The following is a 22,954-nucleotide window of genomic DNA, read 5'->3' as shown; positions in this document are numbered from 1 at the left end:
TCCTCAGAGGTGTCTCAGCCTGCTGGCCACAGACACGCCGCTGGGCGCGGCGGGCCGTCTCAGCTGGTGGGGTGCGGGTGTGCACTTATCACGGTACGACGACTTCGGCGCACCTGTTTCCGGTCAGTCCTCGCCGGCGCCCTCCCGGGAAGCCGCCTCGGCCGCCTTCGCCGCCGCGCTCCCCGGACGCTTCCGGGCCACCCAGCCCTCGATATTCCGCTGCTGGCCACGGGCCACGGCCAGCGAACCGGGCGGTACATCCTTCGTGATCACCGACCCTGCGGCCGTGTACGCACCGTCCCCGACCGTGACAGGCGCCACAAACATGTTGTCCGAACCCGTCCGGCAATGCGACCCGACGGTGGTGTGGTGCTTGTCCTGTCCGTCGTAGTTCACGAACACACTGGCAGCACCGATGTTGGAGTACTCGCCGATGGTGGCGTCCCCGACATAGGACAGGTGCGGGACCTTGCTCCCCTCACCGATGCTCGCGTTCTTGGTCTCCACGTAGGTCCCGATCTTGCCCTTGGCACCCAGCCGGCTGCCGGGGCGGAGATAGGCGTACGGCCCGACAGTCGCCTCGGGACCGATGTGCGAGCTGTAGGCGACCGTGTTGTCGACACGCGCCCCCGCCCCGACATGCGTGTCCGTGAGACGACAGTTGGGGCCCACCTCGGCGCCCTCGGCGAGGTGAGTGGAACCGTGCAACTGCGTGCCCGGATGGACGACCGCGTCCTGACCGAAGGTGACGGTCACGTCGATCCAGGTGGTGGCCGGATCGACGATCGTGACACCGGAGAGCATCGCCCGCGTCAGCAGCCGGTCGTTGAGAATGCGCCGCGCCTCGGACAGCTGGACGCGGTTGTTGATCCCGGCGATCTCACGGTGATCGCCGGCGACACAGGCGCCCACCCGGTGCCCCGCCTCGCGGAGGATGCCGAGCACATCCGTCAGGTACTCCTCGCCCTGCGAGTTGTCGGTGCGCACCTTGCCCAGCGCGTCCGCCAGCAACTGACCGTCGAAAGCGAACACCCCGGAATTGATCTCCCGGATCGCCCGCTGCGCCTCGGAGGCGTCCTTGTGCTCCACGATCTCCGTCACAGCACCGGAGACGCTGTCGCGCACGATCCGGCCGTACCCGGTCGCGTCCGGCACCTCCGCGGTCAGCACGGTGACCGCGTTGCCGTCCGAGGAGTGCGTCGCCGCGAGGGAGTTGAGGGTCTCACCGGTCAGCAGAGGAGTGTCCCCGCACACCACGACGACCGTCCCGTCTACGGAACCCCCCAGCTCCTCCAACGCCATCCGTACGGCGTGCCCGGTGCCGTTCTGCTGCGCCTGCACGGCCGTTCGTACGTCGGCATCGGTGTCGGCGAGATGGGCGGTGACCTTCTCCCGGGCGTGCCCCACGACCACGACGAGGTTCTCGGGGGCCAACTCGCGGGCGGCGGCCAGCACATGACCCACGAGGGAACGTCCGCACAGCTCGTGCAGGACCTTGGGTGTGGCCGACTTCATACGGGTGCCCTCACCCGCTGCGAGAACGACGACGGCTGCCGGGCGAATGGCGCTCACGGGATGCCCTTCGGCTGTGGAGGGGGTGGGGTGACATCCGCAGGATACCGGGGCGTTTCCGGAGAGACATGAGAGCGGGCCCTGACAGTGCTGTCAGAGCCCGGACGGAGTGCGGCTCCCCCGCCAGGACTCGAACCCGGACAGATGGCACCAAAAGCCACAGTGCTGCCAATTACACCACGGGGGAATATTTCGGCTGAACCAGACATTCAGTCAGGTCGCCGGGTGGCGGCTCCTACTATGCCGTACCAGGCGCCCTCCATGCGACGGTACAGATCGGCGCTCTGCCGGACGTAAATCACGAGACAGCCGTGATAGGTGTCTCCGGTGTTCTTGCGCACTGTCCGGGGGTTGTGCCGTTTCAGGGTGGCTTTGCTGAACGCTGCCGTGTCGACACCGGCGATGCCGGCCCAGAACTCCTCGGCGGCGTCCACGTCCGCGGTCTCGTGAATGCTGACGCGCAGGGTCAGGCGCTCTCGCCGCACCCCGAGGAGCTCGAGCCAGCGCAGGAAGAGGCTGATCACATTGGGGTCGCTGTTGATGAACTGCAGCACCTCGGTCCGGCGGTACGGCTTGTCCTTGGCGCCCTCGGCCCAGTAGAGGGCCACTCCGGCGATGAACAGTTCGCGGTCGGACATCATCCCGATCTCCTGTGCCGCGGTCGCCTTGGTCCGCCGTCTTTCCTCGTCCCGCACCGTCAGTTCGTGCTCCCACCGCTTACGCGCCGCCAGCTTCGCCTGTTCCGTCGGATCGCGGCGCTCCGGCTTCGGCAGGTCCCGAACCCACAGGGAGACCGAACTCCTTGAGCAGCCGAGCTCCGCCTCGATGCGGTCGTAGGTCCACCCCTGGAGTCGTAGCTCTCGCGCCCTCGCCCTCAGGTCGTCCTTGGCGTTCGGTCGTTTCGTCCACTCCGGTGGTGGCTCGCCCTTCACCAGCCGCTGCAGGATGTCGTTGTTGAAGATCTTCAGCTCGTCGCGGATCTGCCGGAGGCTGTGGCCCTGGCGCCGCAGGGCGACCGCCCGCTCCCGCAGTCCGTCGAAATCCGCGTACTTGCCCCGTGAATGTGCCATGGGCATACCGTCCGGGCGGAATGCGATCTTCCACGCTCGAACGGTGAGCGATTCAGCAGTTCGAGGGATATCGGGCTGTTTCGTAGTCGATCGGTCACTCGATGTGGTGTAGGCCAGTCGTCGAAAGTCACCGGAAATCCGGCGGGCGGCGACCGTAGGCTGGAGGCATGACCACGACGGGGGAAGACACCACCGCGGCGCAGAAGGGGCCGTGGTGGTGGGCGCGGTGGCGCAGTGCGGTACTGGACGTGGGCCTTGCGTCGGCGTCCGCAGTGGAGTGCGCGTTCGAGGGGGTCCGGTTCGCGGAGGACGCGGGGATCCCGATGGCCGCGGGGATCGTGTTCGGGGTGCTCGCGGGGGCGGTGCTGGTCGTCCGGCGCAAGTGGCCGATCGCCGTCGTGCTGGTGAGCATCGCGATCACGCCCGCTCAGATGGGCTATCTGATGGGCATCGTCGGCCTGTACACGCTTGCCGCGTCCGAGTTGCCGCGCCGGATCATCGGCTCGCTGGCGGGGATGTCCCTCGTCGGGATGCTGATCGTGATGTTCGTGCGGGTTCGGCAGGACATGGCGCACGGCGAACTGGACCTGGGGGACTGGTTCGTCCCCTTCGCGTCGATCACCACCGCGATCGGGATGACCGCGCCGCCGCTGCTGCTCGGGCTGTACGTGGGGGCTCGGCGCCGGCTCATGGAGAGCCTGCGGGAGCGGGCCGACGACCTGGAGCGGGAGCTTCAGCTGCTGGCCGAGCGGGCCGAGGAGCGGGCGGAGTGGGCGCGCAGTGAGGAGCGGACCCGCATCGCCCGTGAGATGCACGACGTCGTCGCGCACCGGGTGAGTCTGATGGTGGTGCACGCGGCCGCCCTGCAGGCCGTGGCCCGCAAGGATCCCGAGAAGGCCGTGAAGAACGCGGCGCTGGTGGGGGACATGGGTCGGCAGGCGCTGACCGAGTTGCGGGAGATGCTCGGGGTGCTGCGCAGCGGGGACGGGTTCGGGCGGCAGGAGCGGTCGGCGGTGCCGTTGGTCGCGGTGGGGGTGGCGGCGGCCGCGGCGGCCTCGCGTGTGGTGGAGGAGGCCGAGGGGCCCTGTCTGGACGATCTGGAGACGCTGATCGGGCAGTCGGCCGCGGCGGGCATGGCCGTGGATCTGTCCGTGGAGGGCGAGGTGCGGTCGTACGCCGCGCAGATCGAGCAGACGGCGTTCCGGGTGGTGCAGGAGGCGTTGACCAACGTCCACAAGCATGCGGCGGGTGCGAAGACGCACGTGCGGCTGGCGCACCGGGTGTCGGAGATCGCGATGCAGGTGGAGAACGAGCCGCCGCCGGAGATGTCGTCCCTCGCGTCGGCCCGGCTGCCGTCGGGGGGCAACGGGCTGGTGGGGATGAAGGAGCGGGTCTCCGCGCTGGGCGGGGTGTTCGTGTCGGGGCCGACGGAGGCGGGGGGCTTTCGGGTGTCGGCGGTGATTCCGGCGGTGTAGGGCGGCGGGGGCCGGCGAGGCCGGCGGGGGTCAGCCCGCGGTGAGGCGGGTGGGGTCGATGCCGGAGACGAGGCCGGCCAGGGCCTGGTCGACGTCGGGGCCGAGGTACCAGTCGCCGGTGTGGTCGAGGGCGTAGACGCGGCCCTCGGTGTCGATGGCGAGGAGCGCCTGGGTGTCGGTCTCGGCGCCGAGGGGGCAGACCTCGGTGTCCAGGGCGCGGCCGAGGTCGGCGAGGGTGCGGGCCATGTGGAGGCCGTGCAGCGGGTCGAGGTGGAGGCGGGCGGGGGCGATCTGGCGGCCGGGGCCGGTGGGGGTCAGGTGCAGTCCGCCGAACTCGGCCCAGGCCTCGACGGCGGCCGGGAACACGGCGTGCCGGTGGCCTGCGGGTGAGGTGTGTTCGCGCAGGGCGTCGGCCCAGATCTCGGCCTGTTTTATGTCCCAGCGTCCGGGCTGCCAGCCGGCGGCGCGCAGTACGGCGTCGACGGGGACGGGGAAGCGGGTGGTGCCGGTGCGGTCGGGGTGCATCTGCCCTTCGCGTTCGTCGAGGTCATGGGTGGGCGCCCGGGGTGAGCGGGGCGCCTTGGTGCGGGTGTCGTACGGGTCGTGCGTGGGGAGCTGTTTGGGCCGTTTGGGGGGGGGGTTGGGGTGTCAGCCGCCGTTCGCCGTCGGGTCGACGATGCGTACGCCGAAGTGGGCGCTCAGGGCGGTGCAGGCGCGGCAGGGGGCGGCGAAGCTGCCGTGCAGCGGGTCACCGTCCTCGCGGATGCGGCGGGCGGTGAGTTTGGCCTGCTTGAGGGCGCGGCGGGCCTCGCCGTTGGTCATCGGCTTGCGGGCGGCGCGCTTGCTGCGGGCCTCGTCGGCCGCGGTGATGTGCCGGGATATGAGCATGGCCTCGGCGCAGCGGCCGGTGAAGCGGTCGCGCCGGTCGCTGCCGAGGGTGTCGAGGAAGTCCTGGACGAGCGGGTGCAGTGGCGGGGCCTGGTCGCCGCGGGCGGCGGTGGAGGTGAGGGTGGCGCCGCGCACGGAGAGGGCGGCGGCGACGGTGGGCAGTATGCCGTCGCGGCGGTGGCGGAGGGTGGGTGCGTGGGGTCTCTCGGCGCTGCTCCAGCCGATGCGGGGGTCGCCGTTGGCACCGGCGTGCGGGCCGGCGTCGGTGCCGGTGGTCATGCCCGTGTGCGGTCCTGTGTGCGGTCCCGTCTGCGTCGTGTTCATGATCGTCATCCCCTCCCGAGCATCCCCCCGGAGGTCACAGACTGCCAAACGGCGTGGCTGGTGCGGAAGCTGGGGCGGTGCGACACGCCCGGGTTTGGGCGGGCTGTCACGGTGGGGTGACGGCTGGTCACGGAAGCGGAGGGGGGCTGGCCGGTGCCCGGTGACCGGTGTCGTCGTACCGCATAGGCTGTCGGCACCGCGATCCAAGTGGTCGCCGCGTTGCGCGCGGTTGACGCGTGGAGACGGACGAGACAGTCGATACGGTGCGTGGCGGCCTTGCTTTGCCGAGGAGGTCGCCGCGGTCGTACCAGAGCGCCGCAGGGGGCTTTCGCCATGACGACAGGTCGGCTCGGGCAACAAGCCGCGCCGCCGAACGCGGCCTACGCCGGGCAGGTCGTGCATTTCCCGGACCCGGTCCGGGCCGCGCGTCATCCCAGAGGGGTGCGGGTGGACGAGCGTGGCTACCCCGACTTCTCGCCCTACGCGCGTGCCGCCGCCGAGATCGCCGAGCCGCCGGAGGGTTTCGGGGTCGACGAACTGCGGCTGACGGACTACGTGTCGGCCAACGCGGCGCTGGCGGCGACCGGTCACGAGCTGTGGGACACGGTGCCGGCGGTGGCGACGCCGCACGGCTGGACGTGGCATCACGTGGTGGCCTCGCGGCGTCTGGAACTGGTCCCGGTCGAGGTGAAGGCCCTGTTGCGGCACCACGGCGGGATCGCGACGACCCGGGTCGACCAGAACAAGCGGGGGACGCGGCCGTTGCAGGAGACGCGGCCGGCGCACTTCGGGCTGCCGAAGTCCTCGGTGGCGGTGACGGAGTCGCAGGTGCAGGGGGTCGAGGAGGACCTCGGCTACCGGCTGCCCGGCGCCTACCGGTCCTTCCTGAAGGCGGCGGGCGGGTCGGCGCCGGTGGGGGCCGCGCTGGACGCGGAACTGGGGCTCCTGGTGGACCAGCCGTTCTTCACGGTGCGTGACGAGGCGGCGGTCAACGACCTCGTGTACGTCAACAAGTGCCTGCGGGACCATCTGACGAAGGACTACCTGGGCGTCGGCTTCGTCCAGGGCGGTCTGCTGGCCGTGAAGGTGAAGGGCGGGGGGATCGGGTCGGTCTGGTTCTGCGCCTACGACGACGCGCGTGACGTCGACCCCTCGGTGCCGCCGGCCGAGCGGGTGGAGCGTCTTCTGCTGCCCTGCGGTGCGGACTTCGACGAGTTCCTGTCCCGACTGGCCGGTAATCCGCCGGAGTTGGAGACGGTGGCGAACCTGATGGTGGACGGCGGGTTCGCCCGTTCCGTTCCCGTGTCTTCTTCCGTGTCGGGGGAGTGAGCTTCAGCGATGGTGACGTTCGCGCAGGCGCAGGAGCGCGCGGAAGAGTGGATCAACGGGGATGTGCCGGCGTACCAGCATCGTGAGGTGCGGGTGCGGGAGTTCGACCTCGGGTTCGTGGTGTGGGCCGAGGACCGCGCGGAGGGGCCGCGTTCGGACGGGGGCGCGCAGCGGCTGGTGATCGCCCGGGACAGCGGGGAGGCCACGCTGTGGCCCGCGTTGCCGGTGGGTGAGGTGATCCGCCGGTACGAGGAGGAGTACGGCCGGGAGGACGGGGCCGGGGACGCCGGGGCGGGGGCGGGGGGTGCGGTCGCGTCGCGGGTCGATCTGAACCAGACGTCGTTCCTGCTGACGCCGCCGGAGTGGTTGCAGGACGCGGCGGACAAGTTGGGGATCGGTGGGGCGGGGGGCCCGGCGGCCCCGGAGGCCCGGCCGTGGACCGGGACCGACACGAACGGGGGTGAGGACCTGTCCGTGGCGTTGCCGGAGACGGTGTTCTCGCCGCCGCCGTCCTCGTCGGCGCCGTCGCCGGGTGACGAGGGGGAGTCGTCGGCTCTGGACGGGGCGGACGTCGCGGATGTGCAGGACGCGTCGGAGGTGCAGGATGCGTCGGAGGTGTCCGACGCGTCGGAGGTTGCGGATGTGTCGGAGGGTTCGGGCGCTTCCTTGGTGATGGACGCCTCCGAGGTCGCGGACGTGTCCGAGGTCGCGGACGTGTCCGATGTCTCGGACTCCAGGACGGCGCGGATTTCCGGGGCTCGGGGTGCCGGTCCGGGGGCGCCTGGAGCCACGCCGGCGGCCGGAGGGTCCGCGGTGGGGGCGTCGTACGGGTATCCGCAAGGGCCAGGGGGTGCGCCGGGTACGCCTCCCGCGTACGGGTATCCGCAGGGGCCAGGGGGTGTGCCGGGCGCTGCTGGTGCGGCCGGTGGGCCGGCGCCTGCGCCGAGTGCCGGGGACATCGCCGATGTCGCCACCAGCAAGTTGGCGCCTCCTTCGCGGGGGGCGCAGGGTGGGGGTTCCACTCCGCCGCCTCCGCCTCCGCCTGGGCTCCCGGGGGCAGGTTCGACTCCGGGGGCTGGGTACGTGCCGACCCAGTTCGTGTCGGCGCCAGGTGCCGAGGGGACCGCGGGGCCGGGAGGGCAGTCGGCTCCCGGTGGCGTCCCCACGCCGCCTCCGCCACCGCCCGGTGTGACGGGTGCTCCGCAGCCGTCTGGGGGCCCCGCCGGCGGGCAGTTCCCGGGCGTCCCGGGTGCGCCTGCTACTCCTCAGCCGCCCGGTGCCCCGGGTGTGCCCGGTGTCCCTCAGTCGCCTGGTGCCCCGGGTGCACCCCAGTTCCCGCATGCGCAGGGTGCTCCGCAGTCCGCCGGTGCGCCGAACGCTCCTCAGCCTCCGGGTCCTCCTGGGGTGCCCGGTGCGCCGAAGCCTCCCGGTGCGGCAGACCGGGGGGCCGTGCATCACGCGGAGACCGTGTTGTCCAGGCCCCCGGCTAACGGACCCGGCGTGCCTCCGCCGCCGCAGGCCCCCGGTGCGCCTGGCTCTGCAGGTGGTCCCGGTGGTCCCGGCTCTGCCGGTGGTGCCGGCACCCCGGGTGCTCTTGGTTTCCCCGGTGCGCCGGGCGCTGCCGGTGGTCCTGGCAACTCGGGCACTCCTGGGGCCCCCGGTGCTCCCGGATTCCCCAGTGCCCCGAACCCTGCGGTTGGCCCCGGTTCTTCCGATGCCCTGGGCACTCACGCTGCTCACGGTGCTCCCGGCTCCGGCGGCCCTGGTGCTCCTGGTTTCCCCAGTGCCCCGGGCTCTGCAGGTGGCCCCGGTACCCCGGGCGCTCCAGGTGCCCCCAGCTTCCCCAACGCTCCGAGTGCCCCCGGCGCCGCTCCAGGCGCTCCACAGCCGATGTCGCCCGGCGCGATGCCGCCCCCGCCGCCCGGCGCGATGCCGCCCCCGCCGCCCGGCGCGATGCCGCCCCCGCCGCCGGGCGCGGTGCCGTCCCCGGGGCCCGGTGCCTCCGCCGGGGCAGACCATGCCGGGCCACCCGGCGTCCGGGCAGCCGATGCAGGGCCGGCCCGCGCAGGGGCACCTCGCACCCACCCCGCCTCCCGCCCAGGGGCACCCGGCCCCCGGCCATCCGTCGCCCGGTCAGCCGCCTGCCCCCGGACACCCCGCCCCGGCGCATCCCGCACCCACCCCGCCCCCCGCCTACGGATACCCCCAGCAGTCGCAGCCCACCGTCGGGCCCGGCTATCAGGCGGTCCTTCGGTACCGGGCGCAGGACGGGTCGGAGCAGCAGTTGATCCGGCGGTCGGCGCCGGGGACACCGCACCCGGAGTGGCAGATCTTCCACGAGCTGCGCGCCATGAACGTCCCGCCGGACCAAGTGCTGGAGCTCCACACCGAGTTGGAGTCCTGCGAGCTGCCGGGGGCGTACTGCGCGCGGATGATCCGGGAGCAGTGGCCGCAGGCGAGGATCGCGAGCATCGCCCCGTACGGCACGGATCACGCGAGCCGGCAGCAGGGCATGCAGCAACTGCTGGCGCATCAGGGCGAGTTGCATCAGGTGGCGGACGGACCCGCCCGCCCCGCGCCGGTGCGCGCGCCGCTGCCGCCCGTCCAGGCCGCGCCGCCGGTCCCGCCGGAGGGGGTGGCGCAGGAGCTGGCCGGGGCGTTCGGTCCGGGCGTCTTCCGGTTCGAGCAGGCCGCGGTGGACCGCCAGGGCGTGCCGCCGGTCGTGGCGCACTCGCTGGTCGTGGCGGGGCTGCCGTTGGACATGGGGCCGTTCTTCTGGGCGCAGGCGCAGCCGGGGCGGCCGGTGCCGACGCTGGCCGAGCTGGCGGCCGAGCGCGGGGTGCGGCCGGCCTCCGACGCGGGCTCGTACCTCGTCATGGGCGGCGACTTCGGCAAGGCGGTCTGTGTGCAGTACGGCACGGCGAACATCGTCGCCGTGCCGGTGGAGGCGGGGCCGGGCGGTGCGCCGGTACCGCCGCAGTTCGTGAACACGGGTCTGCCCGAGTTCCAGCGCTGCCTGGCTCTGCTGGGCCGGATGTGGCGGCTTCGCTTCGGCCTGAACCAGGAGCAGGCGGGCCGCTGGACCGTCGACTTCCAGGCCCAGCTCGCCTCGCTCGACCCGGCCGCGCTGGGTTCGCCCGAGAGCTGGTGGTCGGTGCTGCTCGAACAGATGTGGGACGGGCTGCTCTGACTCCCGGCCGTTGCTGATCCTCGCGGGCCGGACCCGGTCGCACGACCGGGTCCGGCCCTTTTGTGCGCGCACCCGATGATGTGACGATCCGTCACGTCCGCCGCTCGTGTGCGGAGTGTCGCGTTATGAACATTTCCGTCCGATACATCAAGATGTGCGCGAAATCATCATTTCGCGTTCGTTTGTGTCGTCGCGGAGAGGGGTTCCAGGATGAGCAGCGCACCGGTGCCACCCCCGGGGTTCGTGCCCGTACGGGGGCGCGGCTACCGCCCCGACCAGGTCGACGCGTACGCCGCCGCCCTGTCCCGGGACCGGGACGCCGCCTGGGAACGGGCCGCCCGGCTCACCGTGCTCGCCAGGGAGATGGAGTCGGAGGCGGTGCGGCTGCGGGAGGTCGTGGCGACACTGGCCCCGCAGGCGTACGAGGCCCTCGGCGAGGGTGCCCGGCGGCTCTTCGAGCTGGGGCAGGAGGAGGCCGAGGCCGTTCGGGAACGGGCGCGACAGGAGGCGCAGCGCATCGCGGACGAAGCGCAGGCGCACGCCGACGGCGTACGGGATGCCGCTCAGGCGCACGCCGACACCGTGCGCGCGGAAGCCGAGGAACGCGCCCGGGAGCGGCTGCTCGCCGCGCGCGCCGAGGCCGACGACATCCGGGTCGCCGCCCGGCGTGAGGTGAAGGCGGGGCGCGGGAAGGCGCTCGCCGCCCTGCGCGAGGTGCGCCAGCGCACCGCCGCGATGCTCGCCGAGCAGGCCGATGAGCACGCGGAGCGGCGGGCGGAGGCCGAGCGGGCCCACGAGCGCCGCGCGGCCGAGGCGGACGCGCGGGAGGCCGAACGGGTGGCGCGGGCGGAGGCGGCACTGTCGGAGGCGAAGCTGGGGTTCGCGGAGGCGGAGGCGTCGGCGGAGCAGGGCGAGGAGGACGCACGCGCGCGTGCGGAGGAGATCCTCGCCCAGGCGCGGAGCGAGGAGGAGCGCATCGCCCGCGAGACGGAACGCGTGCTGCGGGAGCACGGCGAGCTCTGGGACGAGGTCCAGGCCCAGATGGACCGCGTACGCAGCAGCCTGACGGCACTCACGGGGAAAGCGGCGACGGACTAGGCGGGGCGCGGGCCGGGAGCTCTCAGCGAACCCCCGGCCCCCCGCCCGCCCGGCGCCCCCTCACATGTCATCCCTCACCCCTGCGCACCGCCCCCGCCAGGATCCAGCCCTCCACCGCCTCGTACTGCTTGCGCTGCTCCTCCGCCTTGTGGCGGCCCGAGAGCACGGTTCCCAGCCATCCGAGCAGGAAGCCCGCAGGAACGGACACCAGGCCGGTCGTCGTGAACGGCAGCCAGTTGAAGTCGGCCTCGGGGAAGGCGGACACGGGTGATCCGGAGACGAGATTGGTGCCCGGCATCAGCACCAGCACCGTGAGCGTGCCGCCGAGCAGTGTGCAGAGCAGTCCCGTCCGGGTGTAGCGCCGCCAGAAGAGGGTGTAGACGAGCGCGGGGGCCAGCGCGGAGGCGCCGACGCAGAAGGACAGGATCACCAGCGGCTGGAGGCTGCGGTGCTGGATCAGCGTCGCGAGGAAGATCGTGGGGAGGCCGACCGCCAGCGCGGACACCCGGGCCAGCAATATCTCGCGGTGCGGCGGCATCGACCTGGCCCGTGCCGCGAACACGTCGTGGGCCAGGGAGTTGGCGCAGGCGAGGATCATGCCGGCGACGGACGCGAGCAGGGTGAGGAAGAGCGCGGTGGTGACCGTGGTGAAGAGGAACGTCTCCCCGGTCGACACCTCGGGCCCGAACGCCGCCCGGGAGCCCAGCAGGTACGCCGTGTTGCCCTGCGGGTCCGCCTCCGCGATCACCGTCCGCCCGATCATCGCCGTCGCCCCGACCCCGACGACCGTGATGACCAGGACGAACACCGCCACCGACGACACCGCCCAGGACATCGAACGCCGTACCTGACGGGCGCTGGAGGCGGTGTACATGCGCATGGTGACGTGCGGCAGACACGCCCCGCCGATGACGACCGCGAGCTGCGAGGTGATCATGTCGAGGCGCGGGTACGGGCCGCCCGCGAACTCCAGCCCGGACTGCAGGAAGTCGGAGCCCACCCCGCTCTGCCGGGCCGCCGTGTCGAACAGGGCCGCGGGGTTCCAGTCGAACCGGTTCATGACCAGTACGGCGACCACGGCGCCCGATCCGAGCAGCATGACGATCTTCAGGATCTGGATGAGGGCGGTGCCCTTCATGCCGCCGATGGCCGCGTAGCTGATCATCAGGATGCCCAGGCCGATGATGAAGCCCGTCTTCAGGGACTCGCCCGTGAACCCCAGGATGAACGCCAGCAGTTGGCCGGCCCCGGCGAGTTGCACCAGCATCAGCGGCAGCAGCGCGGCGAGGGTCACCAGGCAGGCGGCGACGCGCACCGCACGTCCCGGCATCCGGCGCGCGAGCGCGTCGCCCATCGTGAACCGGCCCGCGTTGCGCAGGGGTTCGGCCAGCAGGAACATCAGCAGCATCAGCGACAGGGCCGTGCTGAGTGCCAGGACGATGCCGTCGTAGCCGTAGAGCGCGATGACCCCGCCGGTGCCGAGGACGGTCGCGGCGGAGATGTAGTCGCCCGCGATGGCGAGGCCGTTGCGCATCGCGGACAGGGAGCTGTAGCCGGTGTAGAACTCGTCGAGGTCGTCACGGTCGGGGCCGGTCATCACGCACAGCAGGAGGGTGATGGTGGCGACGGCCGAGAACGCGACCAGGCTCATCGCCTGCGCGGAGTCGCTGAAGCCGGTCATCGCGCGACCGCCCCTCGCCTGGCGTCCACCTCGGACTGCCTGCGGATGCGGTCCGCGAGCGGGTCGACGTAGCGGCGGGCCGTGTGCTCGTACACGGCGATCGCCAGCCAGGTGACGGGCAGTTGGAGCAGGGCGAGGAGAAGCCCGGTGGGCAGCCCGCCGGTGACGCTGCTCGCCATGAAGGACGGCGCCCAGGCGGACAGGACGAGGAAGAACGTGAAGTAGCCGAGCGCGGTGAGCGTGGCGGTGCGCCGCTGCCAGCGGTAGGCGCTGCGCAGGATCCGCAGGTCGCTGTGGTGGCCGAGCGGGGAGCGGTGGCGGGGGTGGTGCGGTACCGGCTCGGGCGGTGGGGCGGGGGGCTGCCAGGGGTAGGTGGGGTACAGCTGCGACGGGTCGTGGGACATCCCGTGCTCCTTGCGTGGCTCGGGTCCGGCACGGCGGACCGCAGGGAGTTCTGGGGGGTGGACGGGGGAGCGGAGCCCCGCACGTTACTCGGCGGTTCGGCATTGCACAGCCCTTTCGACAAACTGATCGGTCGGTATGCGCTTACTTCGCTGACCTGCGGTGTTACCCGCGTTAACTCAGACTTTTGGGCTGACCGGAGCGTGCTCGGGCCCTTACGGGGGGTGTTGCGATGGCCTGGGCGACCGGCCCGGTCACTGCTCCTTGAGCACCGGGAAGCGGCGCGGCGCCAGGACCAGCAGCACCGTGAACGCCAGGGCCGCCGCGCATCCCGCGCCCACGTACACCGCGTGCACCGCGTCCGCGATGGCCGCGCGGGTCGTCTCCGGAGCCGTGCCCGCGTCCAGCGCGCGCGTGACGGAGTCGAGGTCGCTCGCGCCGCCCAGGCGGGACGCCAGGACGCCGTTGGCGATCGCGCCGAAGACCGCCGCGCCCACCGTCTGGCCGGTCTGGCGGCAGAACAGGACGGAGGCCGTCGTCGTGCCGCGTTCCGCCCAGCCGACCGTCGACTGGACCCCGACGATCAGCGGGAGCTGGAACAGCCCCAGCGCCGCGCCCAGGAGCAGCATCAGCAGCGTGGGCTGCCAGGCCGCGCCCGGGTAGGGCAGGAACGGGAACGCGAACAGGATCACGGCCGCCGTGCCGATGCCCAGCATCGCGGTGCGGCGGAAGCCGATGCGCCGGTACACGTGCTGGCTCAGCGCCGCCGACACCGGCCAGCTCAACGTCCACACGGACAGCACGAATCCGGCGGCGACCGGTGCCAGGCCGAGCACCGACTGGGCGTACGTCGGCAGGAACACCGTGGGGGCCACCATGAGCAGTCCCAGGCCACCGAGGGCCAGGTTCACCGCGGCGATCGTGCGCCGGCGCCAGACCCAGCCGGGGATGATCGGCTCGGCCGCCCGGCGCTCGATCAGCACCACGGCGGCCACCAGGGCCAGTCCCGCGCCGAACAGGCCAAGGGACGGCCACGACAGCCACGGCCACGCCACCCCGCCCTGTACGAGTGCGGTCAGCAGCACGCCGCCGCACGCGAACACCGCGAGCGCGCCCGCCCAGTCGACACGCGCGCGCGTGGAGGTCTGCCGGGCCCGCCGGGGCTCGTGCAGGTGACGGACGACCAGCCACAGCGCCACCGCGCCGATCGGCAGGTTGACCAGGAAGATCCACCGCCAGTCCGCGTACGCCGCGAGCACCCCGCCGATCCCCGGCCCCGCGACCGCCGCCACCGCCCACACCGTGGACAGCTTGGCCTGGATCTTCGGGCGTTCCTCCAGGGGGTACAGGTCGGCGGCGAGCGTCTGGACCGTGCCCTGCAGGGCCCCGCCGCCGAGCCCCTGCACGATCCGGAAGGCGATCAGCGCGCCCATGTTCCACGCCAGCGCGCACAGCAGCGAGCCGAGCAGGAACACCGCCGAGCCGGCGATCAGCACCGGCTTGCGCCCGAAGGTGTCGGACAGCTTGCCGTAGACCGGCAGCGTCACCGTCACGGCCAGCAGATAGCCCGAGAACAGCCAGGAGAAGACCGAGAAGCCGCCCAGGTCGCCGACGATCTGCGGGACCGCCGTGGAGACGATGGTGGAGTCCAGGGCCGCGAGCGCCATCGCGAGCATCAGCGCCGCCACCACGGCCCCGCGCCGGTGCGTGGAGACCTGCCGCGCGGACTCGCGTATCGACGGCTTCGTGTCGTCCACGCGGATTCCTTCCCCCTGCATCCATCTGCCGGCGACCACTCTCCCACTTGCCCCTCACGCGGCGGCAGGGTGCACTCTCGCGGAGGCGCAGGGTGGAGCCGACCCCTAGATCGCCTCCACCCGTCGGTGGACTGCCCCTAGGGGTACCTCCGTACTACGGCTGGGGGAGGGTTCGTACCGCCGGAGGACGAGAAGGCCCCGGGGCCGTCCTTAACCTGGCTTTACGCCGCTGGGGAGCGGTGGGGGAGGGGCGGCCGGATCGACGGGGGTGGGGTTTTCCCCCGTAGAAGAGGGTGCCGAGCACCAGCGCGCCGGACCGTCCCGCGGCACCAGACTGAACGCCGTACCGAGCAAGGCACCAAGCACCTACCGAACGCCGGGCGGTCCCGGCGGCTCACTGACTGACCGATATAGGAGACATACCGTGACATCGGCTGTAACCATCACCAGGCACGGGGGCACTGGAGGGCGTACGGCCGTTGCCGCGCGGGCGCGGCAGGTCGTCAAGGCGTACGGGTCCGGCGAGACCCGTGTCGTCGCCCTCGACCATGTGGACGTGGACATCGCTCGCGGACAGTTCACCGCGATCATGGGCCCCTCCGGGTCCGGCAAGTCCACCCTCATGCACTGCCTCGCCGGTCTCGACACCGTGACGAGCGGTCAGATCCACCTGGACGACACCGAGATCACCGGCCTGAAGGACAAGAAGCTCACGCAGCTGCGCCGCGACCGGGTCGGATTCATCTTCCAGGCGTTCAACCTGCTCCCGACGCTCAACGCGCTCGAGAACATCACGCTGCCCATGGACATCGCCGGACGCAAGCCCGACAAGCAGTGGCTCGCGCGCGTGGTGGACACCGTTGGACTTTCGGACCGGCTCAAGCACCGTCCCACCCAGCTCTCCGGCGGACAGCAGCAGCGGGTCGCCGTGGCCCGTGCCCTGGCCGCCCGCCCCGAGATCATCTTCGGTGACGAGCCGACCGGAAACCTCGACTCGCGCGCGGGTGCCGAGGTACTGGGCTTCCTGCGCCGCTCGGTCGACGAGCTCGGGCAGACCATCGTGATGGTCACGCACGACCCGGTGGCCGCCTCCTACGCGGACCGCGTGCTGTACCTCGCCGACGGCCGGATCGTCGACGAGATGCACAAGCCCACCGCGGAGGCCGTCCTGGACCGCATGAAGGACTTCGACGCCCGGGGGCGCACGTCATGACCGTCATGAAGACCTCGATGCGCAACTTCTTCGCGCACAAGGGACGCATGGCCCTGTCGGCCGTGGCGGTCCTGCTGTCGGTCGCCTTCGTCTGCGGGACGCTGGTGTTCACCGACACGATGAACACCACCTTCGACAAGCTCTTCGCGGCCACCTCCTCGGACGTGACGGTGAGCGCCAAGGGCGCCTCCGACACCGGCGAGACCACCTCCGGCAACGGCAAGCCGCCGGTCATGCCGGCCTCCGTGCTGACCAAGGTGCGTGAGGCACAGGGCGTGAAGACGGCGGAGGGGACCGTCTTCTCGACCTCGGTGACCGTCGTGGACGCCGACAAGGACAGCCTCTCGCCGTCCGGCGGCGGCCCGACCATCGTCGGCAGCTGGAACGGCAACGACGCCCGCACCATGAAGATCACCTCCGGTGCGGCACCGAAGAACTCCGGCCAGGTGATGGTCGACAAGGACACCGTCGACAAGCACCACCTGAAGCTCGGTGACGAGATCGGCGTGATCAGCGCGGTCGGCACGCACACCGCGAAGATCTCCGGCGTCGCCGAGTTCGAGGTCACCAACCCCGGTGCGGCGATCTTCTACCTGGACACGAAGACCGCCCAGCAGACGCTCGTCGGCGAGTCGAACGTCTTCACGAACGTCAACGTCACGGCCGCGTCCGGTGTCACCGACGCGCAGCTGAAGAAGAACGTCGCCGCCGAGCTCGGCGGCTCCTACAAGGTGCAGACGGCCAAGGAGACCGCCGACGCCAACCAGAAGGACGTCGAGAGCTTCATGAACGTCATGAAGTACGCGATGCTCGGCTTCGCCGGGATCGCCTTCCTCGTCGGCATCTTCCTGATCATCAACACCTTCTCGATGCTGGTCGCCCAGCGCACGCGGGAGATCGGTCTGATGCGGGCCGTCGGCTCCTCCCGCGGGCAGGTCAACCGGTCCGTGCTGGTCGAGGCGCTGCTCCTGGGCGTGTTCGGCTCGGTGCTGGGGGTCGGCGCGGGCGTCGGGCTCGCGGTCGGGCTGATGAAGCTCATGGGCTCCCTGGGCATCCATCTGTCCACCAGCGACCTGACCATCGCCTGGACGACCCCGGTGGTCGGCCTGCTCCTCGGCGTGGTCGTCACCGTCCTCGCCGCCTGGCTGCCGGCCCGCCGCGCGGGCAAGGTCTCGCCGATGGCCGCCCTGCGGGACGCGGGCGCCCCCGCCGACGCCAAGGCGGGCCGCGTACGGGCCCTGGTGGGCACGGTCCTGACCGCCGGAGGCGGCTACGCGCTCTACCTGGCCTCCGCGGCCGACAAGGCCAAGGAGGGCTCGCTGTGGCTCGGCCTCGGCGTGGTCCTCACCCTGATCGGATTCGTCGTCGTCGGACCGCTCCTCGCCGGCGGTGTGGTGCGCGTCCTGGGCGCGATCGTCCTCAGGATGTTCGGTCCGATCGGCCGCCTGGCCGAGCGCAACGCCCTGCGCAACCCGCGCCGTACCGGTGCCACGGGCGCCGCCCTGATGATCGGCCTCGCGCTGGTCGCGTGTCTGTCGGTCGTCGGCTCCTCCATGGTCGCCTCGGCCACGGACGAGCTCGACAAGACGGTCGGCACGGACTTCATCATCCAGTCCGACAGCGGGCAGCTGGTCACCCCGGCCGCGGTGAAGGCCGTGAAGGACACCCCGGGCCTGGCGCACGTCACCGAGTACAAGATCACGGAGGCCGACTACACGACCCCCGACGGCAAGACGCTCAAGGACACCGACATCACGGCGGCCGACCCGACGTACGCCACCGACCTTCAGACCAAGACGGTCGCGGGCGACCTCGCCGACGCCTACAAGCCCGACTCGATGTCCGTGCACGAGAAGTTCGCCAAGGCGCACGGCATCCACCTGGGCTCGAAGATCAAGGTCGCCTTCAAGGACGGCGCGACCGCCGAGCTGACGGTCCGGGCGATCACCAGCAGTGACGTCGTCATCGACGCGGGCTCCAAGTACATCTCGACCGCCACGCTCGCCAAGTACGTGCCGGCCGACAAGATGCCGCTCGACCAGCTGGTCTTCGCCAACGCCAAGGACGGGCAGCAGGACGCCGCGTACAAGTCCCTGAAGTCGGCGCTGCACGACTACCCGCAGTACACCGTGCGCGACCAGACCGACTACAAGGAAGCGTTCAAGGACCAGATCGGCCAGCTCCTGAACATGATCTACGGCCTGCTGGCCCTCGCGATCATCGTCGCGATCCTGGGTGTCGTGAACACCCTGGCGCTCTCGGTGGTCGAGCGGACCCGGGAGATCGGCCTCATGCGGGCGATCGGCCTCTCGCGGCGCCAGCTGCGGCGGATGATCCGCATGGAGTCGGTGGTCATCGCGCTCTTCGGCGCACTGCTGGGCCTGGGGCTGGGCATGGGCTGGGGCGCCACCGCCCAGAAGCTCCTCGCCCTGGAGGGCCTGAAGGTCCTGGACATCCCCTGGCCGACGATCATCGCGGTCTTCATCGGCTCGGCCTTCGTGGGCCTGTTCGCCGCCCTGATCCCGGCGTTCCGGGCGGGCCGGATGAACGTCCTGAACGCGATCGCCACCGAGTAGCCCGCCCCTGGGGACGGGGCACCACGGGGGAACGCCCGGCGCCGAGAAGCCACGGGGGGCTTCTCGGCGCCGGGTTCTTCGCTGTCCGGGGGTGGTTGGGGCGGGCGGCTGTGGGGGCGGCCGTGGGGAGTGGGTGCGGTGGCAAGTGGCTGGGGTGAGCGGCCGTGGGGAGTGGGTGCGGTGGCAAGTGGCTGGGGTGAGCGGCCGTGGCGATTGGCGGCCGTGGCGGGCGGCTGGGGTTGGCTGGGGTGACGGGCGCCTGGGGTGACGGGCGGCTGGGCTGGGCGGCCGTGGCGAGTGGCTGGGGTTGGCGGCTGGGATGAGCGGCTGGGGCGGGGGCCTCGCCGCTCGCGCGACGCCGCTGCGGGTGCTTCGTCGTCCACAGGGCACCCGGGGATACGGCGGCGTTGTCCACAGGCTCCGCCGGCCGGGCCGACGCCGTCGTAGGCTGGAGACCCCCCGGCCCTTCGTTGTGTCGGGCCCTTCGCGTTGCCCACCCCCCGCAGAAACCCCCGGACGAAAGCCGCCCAGAATGAGCCTGCACGGTCTGCTCGACGCCGTCGTCAAGGACCCCGCCCTCGCGGAAGCGATCACGGCGGCCCTGGACGGCAACCGCATGCACGTCGACCTGGTCGGCCCCCCGGCGGCCCGCCCCTTCGCGATCGCCGCACTCGCGCGTGAGGCCGGCCGCCCCGTGCTCGCGGTGACGGCCACGGGCCGCGAGGCCGAGGACCTCGCCGCGGCCCTGCGCTCCCTGCTCCCCTCCGAGGGAGTCGTGGAGTACCCCTCCTGGGAGACCCTCCCGCACGAGCGCCTCAGCCCCCGCTCCGACACCGTCGGCCGCCGACTGGCGGTTCTGCGGCGCCTGGCCCACCCCCGCCCCGACGACCCCGAGACCGGCCCGGTCTCCGTGGTCGTCGCGCCCGTACGCTCCGTGCTCCAGCCCCAGGTCAAGGGCCTCGGCGACCTGGAGCCGGTGGCCCTGCGCACCGGCCAGACCGCCGACCTGAACACGGTCGTGGAGGCCCTGGCCGCCGCCGCGTACGCGCGCGTGGAGCTCGTCGAGAGGCGCGGCGAGTTCGCCGTACGAGGAGGCATCCTCGACGTCTTCCCGCCCACCGAGGAACACCCCCTGCGCGTCGAGTTCTGGGGCGACGACGTCGAGGAGATCCGCTACTTCAAGGTCGCCGACCAGCGCTCCCTGGAGATCGCCGAACACGGCCTGTGGGCCCCGCCCTGCCGCGAGCTGCTCCTGACGGACGACGTACGCGCCCGTGCGCGCGCCCTCGCCGAGCAGCACCCCGAGCTCGGCGAACTGCTCGGCCGGATCGCCGAGGGGATCGCCGTGGAGGGCATGGAGTCCCTCGCGCCCGTCCTCGTCGACGACATGGAGCTCCTGCTCGACGTCCTGCCCAAGGGCGCCATGGCCGTCGTGTGCGACCCGGAGCGGGTCCGCACACGCGCGTCCGACCTCGTGGCCACCTCGCAGGAGTTCCTCCAGGCCTCCTGGGCGGCCACCGCGGGCGGCGGCGAGGCGCCCATCGACGTCGGCGCGGCCTCCCTGTGGTCCATCGCCGACGTCCGCGACCGCGCGCGCGAGCTGGACATGATGTGGTGGTCGGTGTCGCCGTTCGCTGCCGACCTCGAACTGGAGGCGGACACCCTCAAGCTCGGCATGCACGCGCCCGAGACCTACCGCGGCGACACCGCCAAGGCGCTCGCCGACACCAAGGGCTGGCTCGCCGACGGCTGGCGCGCGGTCTTCGTGACCGAGGCGCACGGCCCCGCGGCCCGTACCGTCGAGGTGCTCGGCGGCGAGGGCATCGCGGCCCGCCTCGACGCCGAGCTCACCTCCCTGAGCCCGTCCGTCGTCCACGTGGCGTGCGGCTCCATCGAGTACGGGTTCGTCGACCCGGCGCTCAGACTCGCCGTCCTCACCGAGACCGACCTGACCGGGCAGAAGGCGGCCGGCAAGGACGGCACCCGGATGCCCGCCCGGCGGCGCAAGACGATCGACCCGCTCACCCTGGAGTCGGGCGACTACATCGTCCACGAGCAGCACGGCGTGGGCCGCTACATCGAGATGGTCCAGCGGACCGTGCAGGGCGCCACGCGCGAGTACCTCGTCGTCGAGTACGCCCCCGCCAAGCGCGGCCAGCCCGGCGACCGGCTCTACATCCCCACCGACCAGCTGGAGCAGATCACCAAGTACGTCGGCGGCGAGGCCCCCACGCTGCACCGGCTCGGCGGCGCCGACTGGACCAAGACCAAGGCGCGCGCGAAGAAGGCCGTCAAGGAGATCGCCGCCGATCTGATCAAGCTGTACAGCGCGCGGATGGCGGCCCCCGGCCACACCTTCGGCCCGGACACCCCGTGGCAGCGCGAGCTGGAGGACGCCTTCCCGTACGCGGAGACGCCCGACCAGCTCACCACCATCGCCGAGGTCAAGGAGGACATGGAGAAGTCGGTCCCCATGGACCGCCTGATCTGCGGCGACGTCGGTTACGGCAAGACAGAGATCGCGGTGCGGGCCGCCTTCAAGGCAGTGCAGGACGGCAAGCAGGTGGCCGTTCTCGTCCCGACCACCCTGCTGGTGCAGCAGCACTTCGGGACGTTCAGCGAGCGATACTCCCAGTTCCCCGTGGTCGTGAAGGCGCTCAGCCGCTTCCAGACCGACACCGAGGCCAAGGCCGTCCTGGAGGGCCTGCGGGAGGGCTCGGTGGACGTCGTCATCGGCACCCACCGGCTGTTCTCCTCGGAGACCAAGTTCAAGGACCTCGGCCTGGTCATCGTCGACGAGGAGCAGCGCTTCGGCGTCGAGCACAAGGAGCAGCTGAAGAAGCTCCGCGCCAACGTCGACGTGCTGACCATGTCCGCCACCCCGATCCCGCGCACCCTGGAGATGGCGGTCACCGGCATCCGCGAGATGTCGACGATCACCACGCCCCCGGAGGAGCGCCACCCGGTGCTCACCTTCGTCGGGCCGTACGAGGAGAAGCAGATCGGCGCGGCCATCCGCCGTGAACTGCTGCGCGAGGGCCAGGTCTTCTACATCCACAACCGGGTCGAGTCGATCGACCGGGCGGCCTCCCGGCTGCGCGAGATCGTCCCCGAGGCGCGGATCGCCACCGCCCACGGCCAGATGTCGGAGCAGGCCCTGGAGCAGGTCGTCGTCGACTTCTGGGAGAAGAAGTTCGACGTGCTGGTGTCGACCACGATCGTCGAGTCGGGCATCGACATCTCCAACGCGAACACCCTGATCGTGGAGCGCGGCGACAACTTCGGCCTGTCCCAGCTGCACCAGCTGCGCGGCCGGGTCGGGCGTGGCCGCGAGCGCGGCTACGCGTACTTCCTGTACCCGCCGGAGAAGCCGCTCACCGAGACCGCGCACGAACGGCTCGCGACGATCGCCCAGCACACCGAGATGGGCGCGGGCATGTACGTCGCGATGAAGGACCTGGAGATCCGCGGCGCGGGCAACCTCCTCGGCGGCGAGCAGTCCGGGCACATCGCGGGCGTCGGCTTCGACCTGTACGTCCGCATGGTCGGCGAGGCCGTCGCGGACTACCGGGCCTCCCTGGAGGGCGGTGTCGAGGAGGAGCCGCCGCTGGAGGTCAAGATCGAGCTCCCGGTCGACGCGCACGTCCCGCACGACTACGCGCCGGGCGAGCGGCTGCGCCTGCAGGCCTACCGCGCGATCGCCTCGGTGAACACCGAGGAGGACATCAAGGCCGTACGCGAGGAACTCGTCGACCGCTACGGCAAGTTGCCCGAGCCGGTGGAGAACCTGCTGCTGGTGGCGGGACTTCGGATGCTGGCCCGCGCGTGCGGCGTCGGCGAGATCGTCCTCCAGGGCACCAACATCCGCTTCGCACCGGTGGAGTTGCGGGAGTCGCAGGAGCTGCGGCTCAAGCGGCTCTACCCGGGCACCGTCATCAAGCCGGCCGCGCACCAGGTGCTGGTGCCGCGCCCGAAGACCGCGAAGGTGGGCGGAAAGCCGTTGGTCGGGCGGGAGTTGCTCGGCTGGGTGGGGGAGTTCCTCACGTCGATCCTGGGGTCGTGAGGGGGGACCTGCGGTCGGACGGTCGGATGGTGGGGCACCCGTCGGGTGGTCGTGGCGGGGTGACTCGCGGTCGGGCGGTCGTGATGGGGGACTCGCGGTCGGCGGACGGTTGTGACGGAGTGACTCGCGGTCGGCCGTCGGGCGGGTGTGGGGGTCGGCGGGGCCTGACGCGGGTGGGTCCTCGGGCGGTGCTGCCGTCGCGGGGTCGGTGCTGCCGGCGCCCGGTCGGTGGTGCCGTGGGGCGTGGTGGCACCCCGTGGCGTCGGCGCGGTTGGCCTCCGGTGCGGCGCTAGGGCGCCCCTGACGCCGGACGGCT

General features: G+C 71.8%; 13 protein-coding genes, 1 tRNA gene and 1 pseudogene. 7 read left to right on the top strand and 8 right to left on the bottom strand.

The features are described from left to right. Nucleotides 1–123: 123 nt before the first annotated feature. The 3 genes from glmU to M2163_RS22380 form a co-directional block, all read right to left on the bottom strand. Nucleotides 124–1,572, bottom strand: a complete 1,449-nt coding sequence (gene glmU, locus M2163_RS22390) for a bifunctional UDP-N-acetylglucosamine diphosphorylase/glucosamine-1-phosphate N-acetyltransferase GlmU (RefSeq protein ID WP_280894841.1) — start codon at nt 1,570–1,572, stop codon at nt 124–126. A 115-nt stretch (nt 1,573–1,687) separates the two neighbouring features. Further along, nucleotides 1,688–1,759 (bottom strand) — tRNA-Gln (locus M2163_RS22385). A 22-nt stretch (nt 1,760–1,781) separates the two neighbouring features. Next, entirely contained in the window at nt 1,782–2,642 is an 861-nt protein-coding gene (locus M2163_RS22380) for a hypothetical protein (protein WP_280894840.1), read from the bottom strand. A 167-nt stretch (nt 2,643–2,809) separates the two neighbouring features. On the opposite strand from M2163_RS22380, the gene M2163_RS22375 reads away from it, so the two are divergent. After that, nucleotides 2,810–4,117: a histidine kinase gene (locus M2163_RS22375; RefSeq protein ID WP_280894839.1), complete on the top strand. Its 1,308-nt coding sequence runs from the start codon at nt 2,810–2,812 to the stop codon at nt 4,115–4,117. Nucleotides 4,118–4,147: 30 nt separating this feature from the next. On the opposite strand, the gene M2163_RS22370 is transcribed toward M2163_RS22375, so the two are convergent. Together M2163_RS22370 and M2163_RS22365 are read right to left on the bottom strand one after the other, a co-directional pair. After that, complete coding sequence (locus tag M2163_RS22370; protein ID WP_280894838.1) at nt 4,148–4,642, bottom strand: SUKH-3 domain-containing protein; 495 nt, start codon at nt 4,640–4,642, stop codon at nt 4,148–4,150. A 123-nt stretch (nt 4,643–4,765) separates the two neighbouring features. After that, nucleotides 4,766–5,338, bottom strand: a complete 573-nt coding sequence (locus M2163_RS22365) for a YwqJ-related putative deaminase (protein WP_280894837.1) — start codon at nt 5,336–5,338, stop codon at nt 4,766–4,768. A 324-nt stretch (nt 5,339–5,662) separates the two neighbouring features. Between M2163_RS22365 and M2163_RS22360 the strand changes: the two genes are divergently transcribed. The 3 genes and pseudogenes from M2163_RS22360 (at nt 5,663) to M2163_RS22350 (ending at nt 10,946) form a co-directional block, all read left to right on the top strand. After that, nucleotides 5,663–6,658 carry an SMI1/KNR4 family protein gene (locus tag M2163_RS22360; protein WP_280851040.1) on the top strand — a complete coding sequence of 332 codons (996 nt, stop codon included), beginning with the start codon at nt 5,663–5,665 and terminating at the stop codon, nt 6,656–6,658. 9 nt (nt 6,659–6,667) lie between these two features. Further along, a pseudogene (locus M2163_RS22355) lies at nt 6,668–9,848 on the top strand (SUKH-4 family immunity protein). A gap of 210 nt (nt 9,849–10,058) precedes the next feature. Further along, the gene (locus M2163_RS22350) at nt 10,059–10,946 is read left to right on the top strand and encodes a cellulose-binding protein (RefSeq protein ID WP_280894836.1); all 888 of its coding nucleotides are present in this window, start codon (nt 10,059–10,061) and stop codon (nt 10,944–10,946) included. 67 nt (nt 10,947–11,013) lie between these two features. Here the strand turns inward: M2163_RS22350 and M2163_RS22345 are convergent, their stop codons facing one another. The 3 genes from M2163_RS22345 to M2163_RS22335 all read right to left on the bottom strand — a co-directional run bounded on the left by M2163_RS22345 (nt 11,014) and on the right by M2163_RS22335 (nt 14,786). Beyond that, the gene (locus M2163_RS22345) at nt 11,014–12,627 is read right to left on the bottom strand and encodes a cation acetate symporter (protein WP_280894835.1); all 1,614 of its coding nucleotides are present in this window, start codon (nt 12,625–12,627) and stop codon (nt 11,014–11,016) included. Next, entirely contained in the window at nt 12,624–13,031 is a 408-nt protein-coding gene (locus M2163_RS22340; protein ID WP_280894834.1) for a DUF485 domain-containing protein, read from the bottom strand. Before M2163_RS22340 ends, M2163_RS22345 begins: the two co-directional genes overlap by 4 nt. A gap of 252 nt (nt 13,032–13,283) precedes the next feature. Then, complete coding sequence (locus M2163_RS22335) at nt 13,284–14,786, bottom strand: MFS transporter (RefSeq protein ID WP_280894833.1); 1,503 nt, start codon at nt 14,784–14,786, stop codon at nt 13,284–13,286. Nucleotides 14,787–15,210: 424 nt separating this feature from the next. On the opposite strand from M2163_RS22335, the gene M2163_RS22330 reads away from it, so the two are divergent. The 3 genes from M2163_RS22330 to mfd all read left to right on the top strand — a co-directional run bounded on the left by M2163_RS22330 (nt 15,211) and on the right by mfd (nt 22,638). Further along, nucleotides 15,211–15,999 (top strand): ABC transporter ATP-binding protein, encoded by a 789-nt coding sequence (locus tag M2163_RS22330; protein WP_280851046.1) that lies wholly within the window; start codon nt 15,211–15,213, stop codon nt 15,997–15,999. Then, nucleotides 15,996–18,575: an FtsX-like permease family protein gene (locus tag M2163_RS22325; RefSeq protein WP_280894832.1), complete on the top strand. Its 2,580-nt coding sequence runs from the start codon at nt 15,996–15,998 to the stop codon at nt 18,573–18,575. Before M2163_RS22330 ends, M2163_RS22325 begins: the two co-directional genes overlap by 4 nt. Before the next feature lie 532 nt (nt 18,576–19,107). After that, nucleotides 19,108–22,638, top strand: coding sequence for a transcription-repair coupling factor (gene mfd, locus M2163_RS22320; RefSeq protein ID WP_280894831.1), 3,531 nt, complete (start codon nt 19,108–19,110; stop codon nt 22,636–22,638). The last annotated feature ends 316 nt before the right edge of the window (nt 22,639–22,954 follow it).

It is taken from the genome of Streptomyces sp. SAI-135 (assembly GCF_029893805.1).
Lineage (GTDB): Bacteria > Actinomycetota > Actinomycetes > Streptomycetales > Streptomycetaceae > Streptomyces.
This window is presented reverse-complemented; position numbering and strand designations above follow the sequence as displayed.